16 protein-coding genes are annotated in these 17,953 nt (G+C 41.5%); 3 read left to right on the top strand and 13 right to left on the bottom strand.

The window, feature by feature from the left end:
• Positions 1 to 16: 16 nt before the first annotated feature.
• The 7 genes from AC27HD_RS13615 to AC27HD_RS13645 all read right to left on the bottom strand — a co-directional run bounded on the left by AC27HD_RS13615 (position 17) and on the right by AC27HD_RS13645 (position 7,139).
• The gene (locus AC27HD_RS13615; protein ID WP_487106529.1) at positions 17 to 1,081 is read right to left on the bottom strand and encodes a GGDEF domain-containing protein; all 1,065 of its coding nucleotides are present in this window, start codon (positions 1,079 to 1,081) and stop codon (positions 17 to 19) included.
• Between the two features lie 87 nt (positions 1,082 to 1,168).
• On the bottom strand, positions 1,169 to 3,070 hold the full coding sequence (locus AC27HD_RS13620) for an ATP-binding protein (protein WP_487106531.1): 1,902 nt from the start codon (positions 3,068 to 3,070) through the stop codon (positions 1,169 to 1,171).
• Between the two features lie 19 nt (positions 3,071 to 3,089).
• Complete coding sequence (locus AC27HD_RS13625) at positions 3,090 to 4,103, bottom strand: ABC transporter substrate-binding protein (protein ID WP_032097654.1); 1,014 nt, start codon at positions 4,101 to 4,103, stop codon at positions 3,090 to 3,092.
• A 125-nt stretch (positions 4,104 to 4,228) separates the two neighbouring features.
• Positions 4,229 to 4,906: a hypothetical protein gene (locus tag AC27HD_RS13630; protein ID WP_487106533.1), complete on the bottom strand. Its 678-nt coding sequence runs from the start codon at positions 4,904 to 4,906 to the stop codon at positions 4,229 to 4,231.
• Positions 4,907 to 5,012: 106 nt separating this feature from the next.
• Positions 5,013 to 5,534, bottom strand: a complete 522-nt coding sequence (locus AC27HD_RS13635; RefSeq protein WP_205422072.1) for a DUF4411 family protein — start codon at positions 5,532 to 5,534, stop codon at positions 5,013 to 5,015.
• A gap of 12 nt (positions 5,535 to 5,546) precedes the next feature.
• Positions 5,547 to 6,722: an ImmA/IrrE family metallo-endopeptidase gene (locus AC27HD_RS13640; protein WP_334019635.1), complete on the bottom strand. Its 1,176-nt coding sequence runs from the start codon at positions 6,720 to 6,722 to the stop codon at positions 5,547 to 5,549.
• Between the two features lie 183 nt (positions 6,723 to 6,905).
• A complete protein-coding gene (locus AC27HD_RS13645) occupies positions 6,906 to 7,139 on the bottom strand; it encodes a helix-turn-helix domain-containing protein (protein WP_162889826.1) in 234 nt (77 codons plus the stop codon).
• A gap of 75 nt (positions 7,140 to 7,214) precedes the next feature.
• On the opposite strand from AC27HD_RS13645, the gene AC27HD_RS13650 reads away from it, so the two are divergent.
• Both AC27HD_RS13650 and AC27HD_RS13655 read left to right on the top strand, forming a co-directional pair.
• A complete protein-coding gene (locus AC27HD_RS13650; RefSeq protein ID WP_487106536.1) occupies positions 7,215 to 8,768 on the top strand; it encodes a TnsD family Tn7-like transposition protein in 1,554 nt (517 codons plus the stop codon).
• Positions 8,744 to 10,393: a Tn7-like element transposition protein TnsE gene (locus AC27HD_RS13655; protein WP_487106538.1), complete on the top strand. Its 1,650-nt coding sequence runs from the start codon at positions 8,744 to 8,746 to the stop codon at positions 10,391 to 10,393. The genes AC27HD_RS13650 and AC27HD_RS13655 overlap by 25 nt, the downstream gene beginning before the upstream one ends.
• Before the next feature lie 608 nt (positions 10,394 to 11,001).
• On the opposite strand, the gene AC27HD_RS13660 is transcribed toward AC27HD_RS13655, so the two are convergent.
• Both AC27HD_RS13660 and AC27HD_RS13665 read right to left on the bottom strand, forming a co-directional pair.
• On the bottom strand, positions 11,002 to 11,733 hold the full coding sequence (locus AC27HD_RS13660; protein WP_189408576.1) for a MauE/DoxX family redox-associated membrane protein: 732 nt from the start codon (positions 11,731 to 11,733) through the stop codon (positions 11,002 to 11,004).
• Positions 11,726 to 12,256: a DUF305 domain-containing protein gene (locus AC27HD_RS13665; RefSeq protein WP_118491398.1), complete on the bottom strand. Its 531-nt coding sequence runs from the start codon at positions 12,254 to 12,256 to the stop codon at positions 11,726 to 11,728. Before AC27HD_RS13665 ends, AC27HD_RS13660 begins: the two co-directional genes overlap by 8 nt.
• 147 nt (positions 12,257 to 12,403) lie before the next feature.
• Here AC27HD_RS13665 and AC27HD_RS13670 point away from each other — a divergent pair, with 147 nt between their 5' ends.
• A complete protein-coding gene (locus AC27HD_RS13670; RefSeq protein ID WP_147402509.1) occupies positions 12,404 to 12,841 on the top strand; it encodes an ion channel in 438 nt (145 codons plus the stop codon).
• 168 nt (positions 12,842 to 13,009) lie between these two features.
• Here the strand turns inward: AC27HD_RS13670 and AC27HD_RS13675 are convergent, their stop codons facing one another.
• From AC27HD_RS13675 to AC27HD_RS13690, 4 genes are read right to left on the bottom strand one after another with little or no spacing between them, the layout of a single operon-like run.
• Complete coding sequence (locus AC27HD_RS13675; RefSeq protein ID WP_040816290.1) at positions 13,010 to 13,480, bottom strand: YybH family protein; 471 nt, start codon at positions 13,478 to 13,480, stop codon at positions 13,010 to 13,012.
• A 13-nt stretch (positions 13,481 to 13,493) separates the two neighbouring features.
• Positions 13,494 to 14,387, bottom strand: a complete 894-nt coding sequence (locus AC27HD_RS13680; RefSeq protein WP_024017185.1) for a copper resistance D family protein — start codon at positions 14,385 to 14,387, stop codon at positions 13,494 to 13,496.
• Positions 14,388 to 14,405: 18 nt separating this feature from the next.
• The gene (locus tag AC27HD_RS13685) at positions 14,406 to 14,753 is read right to left on the bottom strand and encodes a copper resistance CopC family protein (RefSeq protein ID WP_338853899.1); all 348 of its coding nucleotides are present in this window, start codon (positions 14,751 to 14,753) and stop codon (positions 14,406 to 14,408) included.
• A 38-nt stretch (positions 14,754 to 14,791) separates the two neighbouring features.
• Positions 14,792 to 17,953 carry an efflux RND transporter permease subunit gene (locus AC27HD_RS13690; RefSeq protein ID WP_159120569.1) on the bottom strand — a complete coding sequence of 1,054 codons (3,162 nt, stop codon included), beginning with the start codon at positions 17,951 to 17,953 and terminating at the stop codon, positions 14,792 to 14,794.

Raw genomic sequence — 17,953 nt, forward strand, 5'->3', positions numbered from 1 at the left:
AATTAAGAGCCACTAATCAAAGCGCGGCAAGTTCGTAACAGGCCTTACCCTTATCTTTCGCTTTATACAGCGCTTTATCTGCAACACCAATAAGACTATCTATTGATGCATCCCCGGGCGTATTAATAATAGCAGCGCCGATAGAGCAACTTATAAATGGATGTGCCGCATTAGGTGCATGAGCTAAGTTCGTCTCCTCCCAGCCCTGTAAGATTTTTTGGCAGCTTTGCTTCAGTTGCTCTTCATTCACGTCGCTAAGCACAACCACAAACTCCTCTCCACCGTAGCGGCCTATGATATCCGTTTCACGCTTAAATATGCCTCGCAGAATAGAAGATTGCTGACGTATCGCTTCATCACCCTGCTGATGGCCAAAGTGGTCGTTGTAGGCTTTAAAATCATCTAAATCTAACATGATGACTGCTAATGACACCTGGTGGCGCTTTGCATAGGCCAGCAGGTTTTCGCTTTGATTGCGAAGAGCACGCCTATTAAGTAAGTCTGACAAGGGGTCGAACTTACTGAGCTTGGTAAGGCGATCATTGGTCTTTTTCAGTAACGTGAGGCTTCTGTCTAAGCGATATTTTGCGTACGAGCACGTAAACAAAGAGGCGGCGACAAAGCCCACTGAAATAGGCATACGATCGCCATAGGCGGGGGCTAGCCACATCACCACAATAAAGCCGATGACATTGATTACTGCACTGGTAATGGCAAAGCGAAAAGGAATGCCTAAGGCAAATACACAGTAAAACGCATATAAAATGGTTCCCTCATAGGGAAAAGAAAATTGATATTCCTGCCAGCAAACCCAGATTACCCAGTAGTTGGAGTAAGTCAGTGCCACTAAGACAGTAGTAAATATATAGGCTCGGTAGTGAGAAAAGTGCCGCCAAAATGACAGCACCAACGCGATAAGAATAATCGGTATTTGAACAAAGAGGCGGTCATAGAGATAGATTTGATGCATGGGTTTTGGCAACAGGAAAAAGTCTGCAACCATAAAACACGCAACAATGAGTGCACCAATAATTAAGGCTATTCGAAGGCGAACTCGCTCTTTTGCTTTATTAGCCTGCAAGGAAAACGCCTCCGTGTTTTGCAAATGATTAATTTTATAATGGAGCTATGATTCTAGCGCAAGAACGTCCATTCACCCTAAAAATCATCACAGATTTAGCTTCAATAAACTATTCCGTAAGCCATCGATAGTAATTGGCTTGGTAACAATATCGTTCATTCCCGCTTCTTTAAACGCAATATGTCGTTCCTGAAAAGCTTCAGCTGTTAAACCCACAATGGGTATTTCACCAAGACTCCCCGACAGCTTTCTTATACGACGAGTGGCTTCTATACCATCCATTACCGGCATATGAACGTCCATAAATACCATGTCGATGCCACCTTCTTCCACCCTATCAACGGCAAACATGCCGTTTTCTACGTGAGTAACGTTACAGTTAAGCTGCTCTAACAAGGCTTTTGCTACTACCGCGTTAATCGCGTTGTCTTCGGCTAAAAGTACGTTAATCCCTTTACGAAGTTGGGCTGCGCCTTGTCCATTTGCATTAGAGCCGCTTTCAGTTATGTCTACCTTCAGACGGCTTTTCACCATGGCGGTGACCAAGAAGTTTGACCCCTCGCCCACTTTGCTCATTACCTTAATATCACCACCCAATAATTCAGCGAGCTGTTTGGCTATGGAAAGTCCTAAGCCGGTACCGCCATACTGACGAGTGATAGACGAATCTGACTGGGTAAACTTATCAAATATGTGGGCTAAACGGTCTTGCTCTATGCCTATTCCGGTGTCTTTTACCGATATGATGAGCTTATTATCTTGAGTGTGTTTTTCAGAGGGCTTTTGTAGCTTTGCCGATATTGTTACCGTGCCCTCGCGAGTAAACTTAATCGCATTACTCACTAGGTTAATGACAATTTGGCGTAGCTTAGTAATGTCGCTAGTGACTGCAACATCATCAAGATTTTTACTTGAGTAAATCAATCGAGAGCCATTTGCACTGGCATTGGTCCCGAGCAAGGTGATCAGATCGCTCAGCATTTCATCAAGATTGAACTCCGCCATGTCTAACTCTGACATTCCAGATTCAATTTTTGAAAGGTCTAATACATCATTGATCACGTTCGCCAAAATAGACGCTGACGCTTTCAAATCGGCAGAGTACTTTCGCTGCTTGTCGTCAAGCGGCGTGTCTAGCAATAATGTCGCAAGGCCCTGTATACCGTTTAATGGTGTTCTTATTTCATGACTCATTACCGCAAGAAAATCGGTTTTCGCACGGTTAGCCTGCTGCGCCTGATTTACATAATCAGCGATTTCCGCAGACATCACCTCTACATCTCTTGCTAAGCTACCGAGCTCATCGTCTTGCTGAACGTTAATATTCACCTGCTTATGGTCAATGGCTATTCTGCTTGCTGCATTGCGTATTTTTTCCACCGGCGCAATAACGAAGTATTGAGTCACCTTTCCCATCAAAAGAGCCACTAGCGCAACGGCAAACACGGTTACCAATATGGTCAGCCATGCAATTTTCGACAGCGAAGCCTGCAGCTCATCGGCTGGCTGAATAACGGTAAGCTTCCAATTCCAAGGAGAAAACGTAGTACATGCAAATAGGACATCTTGGCCATCGAACTGCGATTCACCAAATGCCAATTTGAAGTCGCTCACGGTAATCACCGATGCACTGCTGGTATCAGGAATGCCTTGCTGATTTAACGTGGTGTAAAGGGTTTGCCGCGTGCTTTCGTCGCTAATTAAGAAATGACGCCCTGTTCGGGTATACAAACCTTCAAGTTCCTCGAACACTTCTTTTTGATAAGCCGTTCTAAATACGGGAACATTTTCAAGGCCTGAGTCTATTAATAGCGCTCTGCGATCCTCTACTATTTCCATCACGTTGAAGGCCAATGTTTGAGTAAGTAGTTGATACTCTCGCTCTCGCACAGATTCGTAAGCAATTAGATAGGCCCAGTAGCCAGTTAGCGCCATACCAACAAATAATATTGGTATGTAAATCGCTAATAATTTTGATTTTATTCGCATATTAACTCTTATCCATACCCTATTGATAAACGTGCTGTTCAGAGAGTTTCAGGTAATTTGAAGGTATGGGAAGCTGTAATTTAATAGCAGTGGTTACATTCACTGCTACGGTAAAGTTTTCAATTTGTTCTACAGGAATAGTTTCAGAAGAACCTAGCGCTAAAATACGCTCAGCCTTATTAGCGGCAGATATGCCAATATCTTGAGGCTGAGATACAATGCCAATAAGCGCCCCTTCCTGCACTGCCGACACACTCTCGGCAAACAAAGGCAGCAATCCAGTCTGCTTTTTTATATCTGCTATTAAATTGGGCGTTTCTATTAATGGCCCTGCAGATAACCAATACCCATCAAGCGCTGTTTTTTCCGCTTTCAAAAGACGAATGATGTCTTCCTTCATTGTTTCTAAACCCGCTTCTTTGGCGATATAAGGCGTTTTAATAGGAATAAACTGGATGTTTTTGTAAGCGGCTTGTCGCGCTAAAAGCGCATTCGCGGCATTAAACGAGGACGGATAGGTTGTATGAAGCAACGCAATTTTTTGCGTTTTAACGGGCTCGGATGCCTGAAAAACACCGTTCAATATATCGAGTTTTACTGTGGCATCCACCACATGGGATTCACCGGTAATGTTGCGTTTACTCGTAGCACCAAAAGCGGGAACAATGCCTTCGGTAACCGGCTCAGAAACCACCATAAATAACTTTGGAATAGACAATAGTTCGTCTTTATTTAACACGGCACGTGTAGCAAGGGTAGCAAGCGACACCACGAGTTCGGGGGTAGATTCGGCTAACATGTCAGACAGCAGCGCATCGGCTTGCTCTACCGAACCTTCAGCGTTGTACACGCGAAAGTGAATGTCTTTATCGGGCATCAAGCGCTGTAGCTCGGCTTCAAACGCAATGCGTGATTCGGTAACAATAGCTACTGGAAGCGTCTCTATTATTGCTACATCTACTTTTTCTTTTGCCCAAGCAGAAAAGGTGACGATGGGCACAAAAACAAATAAAAGGTGAAGTACCCTTATCATCTTAATAAACCTGTTAATTTTAGGTCTCGATAAGGCTAATCATAAAGTTTCTAAATTGATTTTCATAGGGTTAGTTCACCCATTTACAACCTTGAGTAAGCAGAACTGCCTACTGTTATGACGTACTACGATGCATCTTTGTTCCTATTCTTTTCACCACTCTTTTCTGCCACCATTTTCATTTGAACCAATAAACCACCTCGAGTTATTACACTCGCCCCATTAAGCACAATGAGAGGCCATGCCACTGCAATTGGCATAGTTAACGCGAACGCTAATGTCGTCACATCTTTAATCAAAATACTGCGAAATAGCGCGGGCGATAGCGCACCTATTGCTTTGCTTCGCCTTACCACTATTAACTGATGCAGCGTACCTTGTATAAGCAGCGCGGTCACAATCAGCATTAAGCTATTGGCCCCAAGCTTTGCCACGCTAGGATAAGGTCGAAAGCCCATTGAGCATAAACCTATTACCATTGCAGTGGCGCAAAGGCCTAGAACGAGCCCTGTGGGTATTGAGCGTCTGTCGTGCCACAGCTGAAACAAAATAACTAGGATTAGAAGTAGCGCACCAAAGCGAGTCCACACCAGGTAATGACTAAAAGGCTCTATGGCGATACCGAAAATAAAGTTGGCATAAAACGCAAAAAAGCTTGAAGCGAACTGGTTCGTCGACAAGCTTTGGGTAGAAGACTGATTGCTTTCGCGCAGCTTCTCTATATTGATAATTTGTTTCGCCAATCCGTACCAGGTCAGCAAAAAAGCGACTGCGCTTACAGTACCTAAAATGTGGTACAACACATGATTTTCCTGTAGGCGTATATTAATTTAAGTAGTTCATAGTATATTATATTTGGTAACAAGCCTGTAGCACGAATAAAAAACTCTTTTTTGGCGACTACTGTTATCACACAGATTTTTTCCAATTGGTAGAAAAACCAAGTGAGCGAACCAAGCTAAAGGTGTTACAGCATTGCACTCCGAAATGTTTACAAACATCCGGTACATGACGGTTAGCTCCTTTTTTTGTTGGCTTGCTTGCTTCGGTTGTCACAACAGTAATGTTTTGAGGGTCTGTTAGTGCGTATGCAATTAAGAATGGATCTCTACCCATTTTCAGCAAATCTGCCTCCGTAGGTGAAGCGACATACCCTTGTGTAATTACAGTATTAACCAAACCGTAATCTAATTCTTCATCGAGCACCAGATTACTCTTTACGTCTACTGTCCGAGCCCATTTCGCTAGCTCATCATGATATTTTTTATCTTGATTTGCCCCATTTATTTCAGTGTATATTTCGACGGGTACTTTTAAGTTTTGAAGACTACCTTGATAAACCAACCAATCCCAATACTCAGGAACAATATCGAAAGGGTAATAAAGCTCTTTTGCCTCAATGAAAGTATTGGCGTCCATTAAATATAGCAAATGACTTCCTTATCAATGGGGGGTAGCGTTATTGAAAAAATTGCCCAAACGAGTTGGGTGCGTATCCAACACAATGCCTGCTTGAGTGGAGCTAATAGCACCGGACTCAAACATTCTATGAACAAAATCGACTATCCCACCTAAGTAGCTTTTCTTAATTACATTTTGGTTTGGACCGCCGCCATCTTTGTTGCGTTCGGCCTTTTTACTACTAAGCCATTGCTCGTAATAGAATTTACATAGCTTCCTGTATGCACTACTTGTAATTTTGTGAAGTTGAAAAAGGCGATATGCAACTTGAGTACTGCTAACTTTCTTAGCTAAGGCAAAGTCACTTATGTCTTTGGATAGTTGAGAAAACAGTTCGGTTGCCGGAGAAAAATATTTTAACTCATGATCACTCAATAAAACGAGGCTCGCGACCCTATCACAAAACCTTTCAACTTTATCTTCGCCTACATCAGCACTGATGCCTGTCTTGCCCAATAAGACGTGAGTTAGCTCATGAAGTAGAGTGTATGCTCTGGAACTTTTTGCTTCCTGATGATTAATAACAATAAATGGAGCTATTTCATCACTGATAGCGAAACCGCGAAACGTACCGACCTCAACATCACTGTGATAGTTGCCTAAGTTTCCCTTTATCAGTACAAAAATTCCCTTTGCTTCAATTTTCTTTCTTAAATAATTAAAGGAGCGTCCATAATCAGTGCCTTTTCTGTACTCGGTGAGAGTAATGTCAAATAACTTTCTTATTTTTGTAGCGGCAGTTTCTGGTTCCATGCTCATGTTCAAAGAGCCAATAAACTTCAAATGCTGAACTTCATCTTCAGTCACCAAAAGCTCTTTGATCATGCTTTGCCTAGCTACAACATTAGAGAGTATTGCTTTCACTATGTTGTTTTGCCTAGGGTCACTAGCACTTTCAGGCGTTCTAAAGTCTTCTCCAACACTAGTAGGAATCGGAGGCTCATTGAGGTAATAAGTTAATACAGGCTTACGGTAAGTTGTTTGTGCTTTAGTAAATGCGGATTTAGATATTTCTCCAGTTTTCTCGACGTGAAGTAATTTTTCAGCAGCTGAACTTTGCTTACTATCTTTATATCCGAGCTTAAGCGCTGCATCTTCCAAAGAAAGACCACAATCTTCTCTCGCCCAAGTAAGCATTTTTCCGTTAACTTTTAACACTTTCCTTTCCTGCTAATTACTTTTTAAGACCCTACGACACCGTAAGACATACTTCGATTACTTTGTATTTAGACCATAAAAAGCGATAAAATTCGTCAGAAGTTTAACAAACTTCTTCAAACACTTAAGTGCAAATATACCCGTCACTACCGTATAAGTCTCAAAATTATTCATCGATCATTTTTACCGACTAAAAACTTTTAATCCTATACACGCGTCAATACCCAATGCCTCACAATACTGCACATACTCATGTACTGACAAATTTCTCTGTCCCTTCTCCACTTTACTCACAAACTGAAAAGGTTCGTTCAACAACTCACCAAGCTGCCTAACGGTTAGTCCTCGATCGAGACGGGACTTTTTAAGCCAAGCAATCAGCTTCTGGTAACTCTGATGGTTTGTTGATTTTATCATTTGTCCCCAAAAAAGTGACAAAGTGTTTTGTCCCTATTATGATGACAAACATAATTGTCCCGAAATTGGGGACTTATGGTAACTTTACCGCTATTTCCAGAGCCTTACCCAAACGAGCTGTTCTACAGCGTACTAGCTCGTTATAAAGTTCGGTGTGGCTTACTGCCAGACAAGTTACTGCTGGAGGACGTTTTCAGAAAGAAGACTGTTATCGCATCACCAGAAATGCCTAACGGCATAGCTCGTGCCGTTGAGAATGTTAGACCTTCTACGATGTTTTCAGCAACAGACATCATAAGTAAGCACACATTATTTCCTCTTTATACCGCTTTCAGCGAGGCCAGAATTAAAGAAAAGATGTTTACTCAAATGCTTGCTTGTAAAAACAACACATACACAACGAGTTTAGGTATAGCTACATGCGCACTGAAACAGAATCATTTCTTTCGATACTGTCCAGTTTGCGTTAAGGAACAATTGGAGCTTTTCGGTGAACCGTTTTGGGACAGGCGCTGGTTTGGACTATTTACGAATTGCTGTCACGTTCATGGCGTGCACTTCGTTTTAACAAACGATGTTATTCATGGTTTGAGTCGACATACGTTCCGACCTTTATTGGACGAGCTAGCTTTCTGTTCCGAAACCCAAATCAATATCAAATATGCTTTCTGGCAGGAACAACTAATCGCCAAGGCGACCATGCATTTGGTGCACAATCATCATCAGTTCAGTTTTCCTCAACTAACTAATTTTTATCATCAGCTTGCCCTAGAAAGAAATTTCAACCGAGGCCATTACTTAAGGCTAAACGACATCTCACATTTTATTAAAGGCTACTGGACATGGAGATGGCTAAAGAAGCTGGGTTTTACAAAGTCATATTTTGACGGCAATGTCGCATCACTTTTCAGAAAACACAGAAAACAACATATGTATGTGATGCATATGATTGCAGCACTACCCTTTTTCAACGGAAATATCGGTAATTGGTGGGACGCTCTTACGAATTCACCGATCCCTTCAATACAACACCCAAAAAACTATAGCAAAAGCTCATTTCAGCATTCAGAAGAAACGTTGGAAAATTGGAAACATGCATGGTTAATTCTTTTACGGCAGCACGGACCGAAAGCCGCCCGGTATTCAAACTGTGATAGTGAGAAGCTTTATACTGCACTCTACAGGGCTGACAAACGCTGGTTGTTGCAGGTTAATCATCAGCACAGAGTTCAGCGAAAGGGTGATCTGATCAGAGTTTCTTGGCAGAAACGTGACTTCGCGATGTGTAAGCTATTATTTCGTGCACTATACGAAGAAAATGACATTTACTCACCACGGCGGTCGAGGAGATGGTTTCTTTCGTGCTTGCCCAATTCGGCGACTATAGAAAAAAACCTCCGCCAACTTCCCTTAACCAACAAATTTTTAAAGGTTTACAGTGAGTCTTATGAAGACTATCAATGCAGAAGATTGATCCAAAGCGCTCGCTTTTTTACCGCCAAAAATATACGCGTAAATCCATGGAAGCTATACCGAGCCGCTAGAATAAATACACAAAGATCAATATCATCGGTCGTAACAACAACATGTGGCTGGTGTATCGATTGGATAATAAAAAATACAAAATAAAAGGTATAGAGGATAACGATGAGTTACTTTACCTCGGTAAGCTTTTCAGGCCTGCAAATAAAGCTGACTGGTATATACAGGTCAGATTCAAGAATTCAGAAATAAAATCTGTTTTAGCTTCTCTTATCCCAGATCTTGCTGTCGGACGGCAATATAACAGAACAGAAAATGCTCAAAGTCCGACACAAATAACAACGTTCGCGTGGCGAAAAATTGTTGGTAACAAGAGTGGCGTGGATCTTCAACTTCCACCAGTAGACGGAATCAAAAGATTCGAGCGCTATTTAATAGTTGAAACAAATAAGGGTTATGTCGCCATACCTCAGCTAGAACTCGCAAGAATACTATTTCTCCAGAATAGTAAGATATTTCACTATGCTCTCGAACCAACATCGTTAGCAATCGACTTCTATACTTTCACACCAGACTCGGAAAACCTTATCGTTCAGGTCAATCCGACAGCCCAACTAACAAAAGGTCAGTTTGAGCGAATTTTCAATGCCAATAAATTCGCTTATACGCTGGCAGATAAAGCAGGGCGCAAGGCTTTCTTATCGATAAACGAAAATTTTCTGAAATATCGAAAATCGATTAAGGGCACAACACATTCAAACCGTGATACCTACTCTACGTGGTGGACGTTTGGTTTCGACGCTCCATCACTCCATGGTTGTGTTTTAAGCGTAAAAGTACTTAAGTACGGTGGTATTTTCGGGCAAAATCCGATTCAAATCGTCAGCGAAATAACAAGCTTGAGCAAAGTTCCTCACTCACTTCCAGAGACCATTCGGTTTGTTAGTCGTGACTGGTTGACTACCACAGTCAAAAAGTCAGATGATACTAAGCGTGAAGAAGGCTCCACACCTGAACTATATGAAATTGATGACGAACAAAGTGCGAGCACTTTTCTGCCCGCGAGAATCGTTGAGTCTAAGAGCAGTTCAGAATTTTCTCTGGAACCATCGCGATCTGCCAACACGCTTACTAAAAGCGGAAAGATACGGCTAGTTGTGAATGATACTGAGCGAGAAGTTTCTGGGAGCGACATTGCTAGTACGGATCTGCCAGACATTTTAGGATTAGCTGTGCCAGTGAGTACGTCAAGCAACACCAGCGACATGGCTGACGTATCAGTTTTTGACAAATTTAGGGAAATGGTCAATATAATTGCACAAAAGCCACATTTTGCACTAGCAGGATTCGAAACAAAGCAACTAAGCAAGGTAGGACACTCAAGGGTACACCTTAAGAAACCAAACAAAGCACCACGACTATCTGCAATAGCTCATTTACGAGACACTTCAACTCTGGAATCTTTTACATTGATAGAAATTGATTTGAGTGATTACATTGCCGCTGACAATTGCAGCAAAGACACTAAGCATCTATCAACTCTGGTATTCAAATATGGTTGCTTAGATGAAGCTAGAAGTAGGGTCGATCCAATTCTTTTATCTTTGGTAGATAACTCGCTTAATTGGCCGAGAGAATTCCTAACGAAGAATAAAATAAAATCTGCTTTTGCACGTCACCCACCTAGCCTAAGCTCTTCGCCTTTTAATATGAATAAACAGCTAGTTACGAAATGGGCAAACGATACAATTAAAACCATCAATAGAATATAAATGATGCTAGTTTACAGAAAGCATGTAGCGAGAGACCGACATCGAAGCTATGTAGTTGTGTACTACATGATGTGTTACAGACGCATGGTGGAGGTCGGTATTCGCCCCGCATATCAGCGTTTTTACGCTAACGGCAATGCGAAGAGCGATCTGGCGCGGTTGCGGTTTTTTATGGTGAATCAGCCCTTAAGTGGCCACTTACTGAATTTTTTGCTTAAATCATGAGCAATAGCTATAGTAAAGCTGAGGATATTGTACTGTCGCAATACCAGTGAGAGGCGTTTCCAGCGTCTTTCGCTGGCTCCTTTCTGATTATTAGACACTTTCGTGATGGGCAATCCCTCTGAACGGACTGACCGATTAAATCGGATCCATACCTTTAAATTGGTAGGTCAGATATGACCTGAGTATAACCTTTATAGTTGACACCAAACGACGTAATAGAGGAATCTTAATACTGTGTATTGTTGCGTCACCGCGCAGCGTCAAGCCGCCTGTGGTGTTCGTACCAATTACGGCCACTAAAAAAGGTAGCGAGACGCTCTAAATATTTCGACTGTTGGCGGCTATGCAACTGTCTAGTGACCTCTAACGAGTCTTAAAACACATTATAAAAACAACATAATCAGTGCGCCTGCTATCATAAACAAATTTTCAGATAGCGATACAAAACCAAGGGGAACGCTGCTGTCACCACCGACACAAGCACATTTTAATTCCCGTTTATCAATATACACCGCTTTGAAGACAGATATTGCACCCACAGTTCCAATGAATAATGAGAAAGGAGCTACTGCCAGCGCCGGCAGTTGGGCAACCATCCCGATCCCTGCATATGCTTCTATAAATGGGTAAATATAACCATATCTTATCCATTTCATCGCTAACAAATCATAAGTGATAAAAGAATTTGTAAAGCTGTACAAATCTTTTAATTTTTGCACCGCTAAAAAGGTCATCGAAAATGCAATAAATAACATCAAGGTTCTGATAGAAATATAAGAACCAGCAACGAAGTATTGTACGGCTATAGCCAGAAGCGCTGCTACTGAAAATATGACGATAACAGGCGTATACGTAGTACCCGTTTGCCCTGCTTCGCCTTTATTGAAATACTCTCTCAAATCATCGTACCCGCCAACTCGTTGGCCGTCGATAAAAGCTTGTGGGGTCGTTTGTACATCATGCTTGGCTTTAAATTCGTCAGCTTCTTGTCTAGAGGTGAGTTCATGATCTTCTACTTCATATCCTTGCCTCTCTAACAAGTCTTTGGATCTCAAACCATAGGGACAAATATGCTCATCAGTCACCATTCTATATAGTTTAACTGTTTTACTCATCTTCCCCTCCTTTTCCGACTTTACCCTCAAACGATGGAACTGGTCTTTGGGATGCTTCAGCCTGTGTGATCGCCTTACCATTGGCTTCAATGTCTTTAATTAACCATTCCATTTCTTTAATTTCCTTGCGCTGGGCCTTGATAATGTTATCGGCTAACTCCCTGACGCGAACGTCTTCAATGCCTGAACGTTCACTAGTCAATATTGCAATTGAGTGATGCGGTATCATCGCTTTCATGTAAGAAGAATCTGCTACCGTTGTCTGAGAGCGAACCAAATAGACGCACACCAAGAATACAGATGCCGCCCCAATAAAAATCGCTGTATTTATTTTCTTATTGGTGTACATTCCCAGCATAAACGCCAACATAATTATGGCCATCCCCGCCCCCATATAGAGCGCCATATACGAGCGTGTTTCGCTGAACCAAATATGCGAAACAGTATAGGTGTTAAGATACATCATAATGAACATCGCAATAGTAGAGGTGATAATCATCGCTGCAAACTTGGAATATTTCATTAGCAATCCTTATTAAGATTTGTAAACTTTACATAAATCTGGCCGTACTTAAGCCATTTAAAACCAAATTCTTGAATTATAGCAAATAACGAACCAACATTATGAACCTATGAGGGTTTGACAGTTTGAGTTAAGCAGAGGGGATCAATGGTTTTAGCAGTTTTAATCGCACTAGTTGGCGTCTTAGCGGCCTGTTTGACACATTACTATGTACTGTACGGACTTCAACGGTATTATGTAAAATGTGACTGCTGTCTTTCGGTATGGCAGGCGATGCTTGCATTACTTATAATATTTGCAGTACATATTGTTGAGTCATTTTACTTTACAGGCATATATTGGGCTGCTCACCAACTCCTTGAGCTTGGTGAATTTACTAAAGCGTTTAAACCAATTTTCAGAGATTACTTTTACCATTCATTAGTGACTATGACGACCCTAGGGTTGAGTGAGTTCAACCCCGAAGGCCATATTAAATTCATCACAGCGATGCAATCACTTCTAGGCTTTATGATGCTGACATGGTCTGCTACGTTTTATTACAAACTTTTTTCGCAAGAAATTCCAAACAAAAAAAGCAATTAAACTCTTACGAACAACAGCACGATTTCACGGTTTTCCGACATATATCAATTAAGTTGCGACAAGCTTTAGCGCACTCCTGATAATACTGGGTTCCATTTTTTCTCAAAGCTTCGCACAGATAACACTGTGGTGAAGTCAATTTTATTCTCAGTCTTTTTTACCAATAAATTAATGAGACCAATGAATGTGCTTGATTTTCCATTCACCATTTTGTTTTTCCAGCACCATTGTTTCCATACCTTCGTAATCGCGCTCTTTACCCTTGTAAGAGCCTGTAGTATGACTACGCGAGGCCGATATCGCAGTATTACCAAGAACTGTCACTTGGTGCTCTAATGTTTCGCTCTTCATAGCCGCCAAGTACTTCATATCAGACAACATATGATGATGAGCGTATTCGTCTGCGCTTCTTTCAACACGACCGCCCTCATAAATGGTGACATCATCAGCTAATTGAGCACGCGCAAGCTCTTTGTTACTTGTTTCTAACGCTTCATGAAAAGCTAATACAACTTTTGCAGCTGGGGTATCCAGCCCTTTAAGCATTCCTTTATCTTTTTGTTTGTCACCATGAGCGTGAACTACAAAGCTAACCGTCATTAATAAAACGAGTAGTATATTTCTTTTTTTCATTTTCATTCTCTTTTCAGGTTTAATTTACAGGGCCGACAATACTAGTAAGCACTGCTGTTACAGATAAAATGGCAATAGCTACAAACATTTCAATTGAGATTGATTTGGATAATGTTTTTCTGCCATCATTATTTTTGAGCTGCGGGACTAATTTCAATTTATGTGTAGCGGCTATTTTCATTACGCAAATCACTAACAACAATTTAACTAATATGGTTTGTCCATAATTAGTAAATAGCAGAGCATCTAATCCACCCACCAACTGAATTGCCAATAATAAGCCAGCGATTAAGAGCAGACTTACCATGACACTAGCTTGTTTTCCAAACCTTTCCATCAATTGATAAAGCTTTTCGAATTCCAACTTATTGCAGGCTTTTTTAAGAGGGTAAAGGGCACCAAACCACCACGCCATTACAATGACATGCACCATTAATAGACCTTTTTCAAAGACCCCCATGACGGAAACGTGTCCAGCCAAAGTAAATGAATAAGAAAGAAAAAATAGACATATGACAAGCACGGCGTTTAAGACATATTTAGTAAGCTTCCAAACACAAAATTGAGAAGAAATTACTACTATCGCAACCCCAATCAGGCCAATCAAGCGCCATAGTGTGGTATCGCCTATTGACGAATCCCACATGATACTAATCATATCTAGGTCTAGCGCTCCTACTATTCCTTCTTCAACCATTGCGCCAGTGTTAGCAAAGAACCAAATTGCATTTGCTAGAAAAGCTATTAAGGCGGCAATAAGGGTTATCTGACTAAATGATCTTCTTTCTCCATTTTCCAAAGTATTACCGCCGTACACATTGCCAAAAAATGTATATCCAGCAATACAGGCAAAGCCAACGTAGAACGCAGTTTTCGTCAGCACTATGACCGTATTCCAGATATAAATTTCCATAGTAATTACTCTACTTAATTAATGAACCATGAAGCCAAAGTTGTCCTTCATCTTGTGACCATCTTTACCTAAGAAAGTGACATCTACGATGTAATTGGCTGGAGCCAACTGAGGTAGCTTCCATGAGAATTCACTGCTCGCTTCTTTTGAAGGTTTAAAGCCAAACTTTACTTTTTTTCCCTGCTTATTTTTTAACGATACTTTGACTAAACGCACTTCTTTACTGAACTTAAGTGTAAGTTCCTCTGGGGATGTCATTAACATTGCATTATCCGAAGGCGAACTTTTTTCAAGATTTACGTGTGCGAACACAGCGCTACTAATAACAACGCTGATTACCGCTAAGATTTTGATTAATGCTTTCATATTTACCTCTTTTAAAATTTATGGTTTAACGACTAAATTTAGCTTTTTGATAACTCTTGATTAAAGAAATTTATTTCTCTCTTTTTAACAATTGAATAAATAGCAGGCAGTACAATGAGAGTTAGTAACACTGCACTCGTCATCCCACCGACCATAGGTGCTGCGATGCGACTCATGACCTCCGAACCAGTGCCTGTTCCATATAAAATAGGTAATAGACCGATGATGATTGTTGCCACGGTCATCATGACAGGGCGTACACGCAAACCAGCGCCATGTAACAAGGCATCTTGATAATCTGCGTCAGAAATCTGTTCTGCTCGCTCGGTCGCTTTTTCCTTGAGATCTGTAAGAGCTTGATTCAAGTAAACCAGCATGATGACTCCAATCTCTACGGCAACACCTGCTAGCGCAATAAAACCAACACCTACAGCGACGGAAAAGTTAAATCCTTCCAAATACATTAGCCATAAGCCACCAATCATTGCCATAGGTAATGTCACGACAATAATGGCTACTTCGCTAAACGAGCGGAAATTCAAATAGAGCAAGATCAAAATAATGGCTAGCGTTAAGGGCAAAACAAATGTCAATTTTTCTTTTGCTCTTTCCATATATTCATACTGCCCAGCCCAAGAGATTGAGTAACCTGTTGGAATTTCTAGATTTTGCTCAAGGTACTCTTTAGCATTCGCTACATATGTCCCGACATCCACGCCTTCGATATCAATAAATGACCAGCCATTAATGCGAGCGTCTTCACTTTTTATTCCCGGAGCGCCATTCTCAACACGGATATCTGCTACATCTCCCAATGCGATACGCTGATCATTCGGAGTAATAACAGGCAATCTAGCGAGTTGCTCAGGCGAATCTCTATAGTCTTGTGGATATCTTAAATTGACAGGGTAACGCTCTTGTCCCTCCACAGTTTGAGTGACATTCATGCCTCCAATAGCCGTCGATACCACCTGCTGAACATCAGCAATATTTAACCCGAATCGACTCGCCTTTTCACGAGAAATATCTATCTTGATATAACGGCCGCCAGCTACACGCTCGGAATAAACCGATGCTGTTCCCTCTACCGCTGGTAACAATTGTTCAATTTGCTGACCTATTTCTTGAATCTTATCAAGGTCAGGTCCTGCTACCTTTATTCCAACAGGAGTTTTGATACCCGTCGCTAGCATATCTATCCGGGTTTTTATTGGCATCACCCAAGCATTTGTTAAGCCGGGTAATTTAACCAATTCATCAAATTCAGCTTTTAAACTTTCAGTGGTTACTCCGTCTCGCCACTGCTCTTGTGGTTTCAACTGAATGAATGTTTCAATCATCGTTAAAGGGGCAGGGTCAGTGGCGGTTTCAGCACGACCAACTTTGCCAAAGACGGTCTCGACTTCAGGCACTGTGCGAAGTAACTTGTCCGTTTGTTGTAATAATTCGCGAGCTTTACCAATGGATATGCCGGGGTAAGTTGTTGGCATATACATCAGGTCACCTTCATCCAATGGCGGGATGAATTCACTACCAATCTTATTAACAGGCCAAAAACCCACGGCGGTAACCAATAACGCAATTACAATGGTTGATTTAGGGAATTTCATAACCTGTCTTAACACAGGCATATACAGAGCGGTCAGTACGCGGTTCAATGGGTTTTTCTTTTCCGATATAATCTTTCCACGAATAAAATATCCCATAAGAACGGGAACCAGAGTTATTGCCAATCCAGCGGATGCAGCCATCGCATAGGTTTTAGTGTATGCAAGAGGGGCAAACATTCTTCCTTCTTGAGCTTCTAGAATAAAGACTGGTAAGAATGACACTGTGATAATAAGTAGACTGAAAAACAATGCTGGACCAACTTCACTTGCAGCTTTAGCAACAATTTGCCAACGGTTTTCATCCGTCAATGGCACGCCCTTTTTATTAAGAGCTTCCATGTGCTTGTGCATATTTTCAATCATTACAATTGCACCGTCCGTCATGGCTCCTATCGCTATTGCAATCCCACCTAATGACATAATATTGGCATTGATACCTTGCATGTACATGATGATAAAAGACACCAAAATTCCTAAAGGCAAGGTAATAACTGCGACAATGGAAGAACGTAGATGAAACAAAAATGCCGCACAAATTAGTGCAACCACAATTAGCTCTTCAATCAATTTATCTGATAGATTGCTAACCGCTCGTTCAATTAACTTAGATCTGTCATAAACAGGAACAACTTCAACACCTTCAGGCAAAGAGGCTTTTAATGATTCAAGTTTTTCTTTTACACCGTCAATTGTTTGCTGTGCGTTTTCTCCAAAGCGCATTACCACGACGCCACCAACAACTTCGCCTTCACCATTTAACTCCGCTATCCCTCGGCGCATCTGTGGACCCAATCCAACATCAGCTATATCGCCAATACGCAATGGCGTACCCTGCTCATTAACGCCTAACGGTATTTTTTCGATGTCACCAACGGATTGAATATAGCCAGTGGCAGTTACCATGTACTCAGCTTCGGCCATTTCAACAACAGACGCACCTGTTTCTTGGTTACCTCTTTTCAGCGCCATTTGAACGTGAGTCAATGGTATGCCGTAGGCTCGCAACTTATCTGGATCAACTTGAACTTGGTATTGTTTAACCATGCCACCAATTGCAGCGACCTCAGAAACTCCCGGAACCGTTTGAAGCTCGTATTTTAAAAACCAGTCTTGGATACTTCGCAACTGACTAAGATCATGATTACCAGATTTATCAGTGAGCGCATATATATAAACCCAGCCCACACCTGTTGCATCAGGCCCTAGCTGTGGTTTTGCTGAATCTGGTAAACTCGAAGCAACTTGACTCAAATACTCCAACACACGACTCCTTGCCCAATAAAGGTCTGTGTCGTCGTCAAATATGATGTAGACATATGAGTCGCCAAAGAACGAATAACCTCGAACCGTTTGTGCTCCCGGTACTGAAAGCATCGCAGTAGTTAAAGGAAAAGTTACTTGATCTTGTACTACCTGAGGTGCTTGTCCCGGATAACTCGTTTTGATAATTACTTGAACATCTGACAAATCAGGAAGCGCATCGACAGGTGTATTTTTTAACGCAAATATTCCACCAAATGCGATGATAAGCGTGGTTAATAACACAAAGAAGCGGTTACCCACTGACCATCTAATTATTGATTCAATCAT

It is taken from the genome of Alteromonas sp. 4NS20-0143, from assembly GCF_057542855.1.